The organism is Chitinophagales bacterium (assembly GCA_020636495.1).
GTDB lineage: Bacteria > Bacteroidota > Bacteroidia > Chitinophagales > Chitinophagaceae > UBA5543.
Window position 1 is genome coordinate 1 of record JACJXQ010000021.1, and the last position, 3,552, is coordinate 3,552.

Sequence of the window (3,552 nt, forward strand, 5' to 3'; positions counted from 1 at the left end):
TCCCATTCAGGTTTATTTAGGATTTCTACTAGGGATTAGTATTATGATTCTGGTTTTATAAATTTTCTACACTTTTGAAATTAAAGTAAGTTTCCGCATTTTGACGGAAGTATTTTTTCATAAGACAAAAACAGTGTCTTTTTTGACAAAATAAGAATATCGGACACAAAATAGCCGAAAACGGACACTGCGGTTTCCTTTATTTCAACTATTTACCTATATTTATGACAGTTACACTTGTTGGCAAAATATTTGCTTTATATTCCGTAATAATATTTTCCCTTGTTTTTAAGCAATTTTAGAGTTGAATGTTTTCTAAAGTGGCTGATTTTTTGATACTTTTTGCTCTTAAAGCGCTGTGGAATAAAAAAAATGGAGTACTTTCGAAGTTAAATTGGGAGTAGTGTACTAAGCAAACATGATTTTAACAAGTGATCGTGAGGGCTTTTTAGAGTTAAAACATTAATATCGGAAGCAACGTAAAAGTAAAAAATATCCTTAAAGGTTATTACTAAACATATTAATGTTGATATGCTAGTTTGAAGTTGTTTGTTTTAATGGAGTTTGAAAATAAGGACAAAATCTAAATATATGAAAAAGTCATTTGCTATATTGAGTGTCATCATTGGCTTGCTTATTATTTCAACAAAGGGATTTGCTACGCTAACCCTAAAAATAAATAATAAAGTACAAGCAGATCTTACACTTGAGGTAGGATGTACTGGAACAGATATGTTTTTCATTGGTTCTGTGGTTAACAACCCTCCTCCATTGCCATATTCTTATCCTACACCGCGTTGGACCGGTTCTGGTGCTGCATATTTAAGTGATGTTAATGCAGATTTTGTCACTTTCAACTGCCCTATTCCTGGTGATTATGAAATTACTTATAGTGCAATTAAATCGGGAATTACATATAGCATTACTCAAACAATTAGAGTATTAGCAAAAGACATTTTAACCCTAGATTTCCCCACCGTTTCACCCTACAATATTTGCGAAGGCTCTAGTGTTTCGCTACAAGCAAGCGGAACTACAAACTATTACTGGGAAAGAGAGAAAGATGGCAATACTGATGCAATAGGTTCCACTGCCACTTTGGAAGAAACTCCCCCAACCTATGGAAATTGGACATATAGAGTTTATGGTTGGAACGATGGTTGTGCAACTGATCCTGATCACATAGAATTTGAAATAGATGTTGATGAAGCTCCAACTGTAAATGCTAACGGCCCCTATAGCACCTGTTCTGGAACAGGAGTTGCTTTAAGTGGATCGATAGGAGGTTCAGCAACCTCTGCGCAATGGATTGGTGGAGCCGGAACCTTTACACCCGATAGAAACACATTAAATGCTACGTATTTGCCCGATGCCTCAGAAGCAAGTACGGATGTAACGCTAACTTTACGAACCGACGACCCTCCAGGTGTCTGTAGTTACGCTGAGTCAAATGCAACGGTTACTGTTTACAGTTTACCAACCGTTACCCTCGCTCCTTTTGCCGATGTGTGTGTCGATGCTGCTCCGTTTGCTCTTTCGGGAGGAAGCCCTGCGGGAGGAACTTATAGCGGCCCCGGCGTTAGTGGCGGCAATTTCGATCCTTCCACTGCTGGTGTTGGAACTCATACAATTACATACACCTACACCGATGGAAACGGATGTACTAATAATGCAACCAATACCATTACGGTTAACGCACTACCCATAGTTACTCTTGGTGCCTTTGCCGATGTGTGCGTGGATGCTGCACCATTTGCCCTTTCAGGTGGAAGTCCTGCTGGTGGCACTTACAGTGGCCCCGGAGTAAGTGGAGGTAACTTCGACCCCTCTGCTGCAGGAACAGGAACCCACACAATAACCTACGTCTACACCGATGCCAATGGTTGTTCTAATAGTGCAACAAATACTATCACAGTTAATGCGCTTCCGGTTGTAACCCTTGATCCATTTGCCGATGTATGCGTGGATGCTGCGCCATTTGCCCTTTCGGGCGGAAATCCTGCCGGTGGGACATACAGTGGTCCCGGCGTGAGTGGTGGAAATTTTAATCCTGCAACTGCTGGTGTTGGAACTCATACAATTACATACACCTACACTGATGGCAATGGCTGTTCCAACAATGCAACTAATACTATCACAGTAAATGCGCTTCCCAATGTTACACTCGATCCTTTCGCCGATGTGTGTATCGACGCTGCTCCTTTTGCCCTTTCAGGTGGAAATCCAACTGGAGGTACATACAGCGGCCCTGGCGTTAGCGGTGGAAATTTTGACCCTTCTGTTGCTAGTGTTGGGACTCATACAATAACCTATGTTTACACCAATGGCTCAGGATGTACTAATAGCGCAACAAATACAATAACAGTTAATGCACTTCCGGTTGTTACCTTAGACCCATTTGCCGATGTGTGTTTAAATGCTCCTGCATTTGCACTCTCCGGGGGAAGCCCTAATGGCGGAACATACAGCGGGCCGGGTGTTAGCGGTAATAATTTTGATCCTTCAGTTGCTGGAACGGGTACTCACACTATCACTTACATTTATACCGATGCTAATGGTTGCTCCAATAGCGCTACAAACACCATTACGGTTAATGCTTTGCCTGTTGTAACATTGAATCCGTTTGCCGATGTGTGTGTGGATGCTCCTGCTTTTGCCCTTTCTGGGGGAAATCCTGCTGGAGGTACATACAGCGGCCCCGGGGTTAGCGGCGGAAACTTTGACCCTTCTGCTGCAGGCGTAGGTACACATACTATAACATATATTTACACCGATGCTAATGGCTGTTCCAACAGCGCAACCAATACTATTACGGTTAACGCACTACCGAACGTTACTCTTGATCCATTTGCCGATGTGTGTATTGATGCTGCTCCGTTTGCTCTATCCGGAGGAAATCCTGCTGGAGGTACATACAGCGGAACTGGTGTTAGTGGTGGAAACTTCGATCCTTCTGTTGCTGGTATTGGCACTTTTACAATAACCTACATTTACACCGATGGTGCAGGGTGCACAAATAGTGCAAATAATACTATTACCGTTAATCCGCTTCCTGCAAAATATAATGTTACAGGTGGCGGTTCGTACTGTTACGGTGGTGTTGGAACTAACGTTGGTCTTGATGGTTCAGATAATGGTATAACATATACACTATATTTAGATGGGGCTCCAACAACAACAACTGCTTCTGGAAATGGCAGTACCATGGATTTTGGTCCTCAAACTGAAGGTACGTACACTGTTTACGCACAAAATGATTTAACTGGCTGTGAGATTCAAATGGATGGTTCGGCTGTTATTGCTGAAATTCCAGAAATAACTGGAAACACCATTGCTACAAATCAAACCATTTGTTACAATAGTATTCCCGCTCAACTTACGGGACCTATTCCTGGAGGCGGAACAGGATCATATTCCTACCGTTGGCAAAAAAGCACTACAGGAGCAACGGGTCCTTTTAGCAACATTACCGGGGCAACAGCACAAAATTATACTCCGGGGCCCTTAACCCAAAATACATGGTATAGACGATTAGTAACTTCGGGCTCGTGC

General features: G+C 42.4%; 1 protein-coding gene. It reads left to right on the forward strand.

What is annotated here, in order from left to right; translation table 11 throughout:
- Window positions 1-591 precede the first annotated feature (591 nt).
- Window positions 592-3,552 (forward strand): hypothetical protein (locus H6550_16645; GenBank protein MCB9047766.1); only part of this gene is annotated, 2,961 nt, incomplete at its 3' end.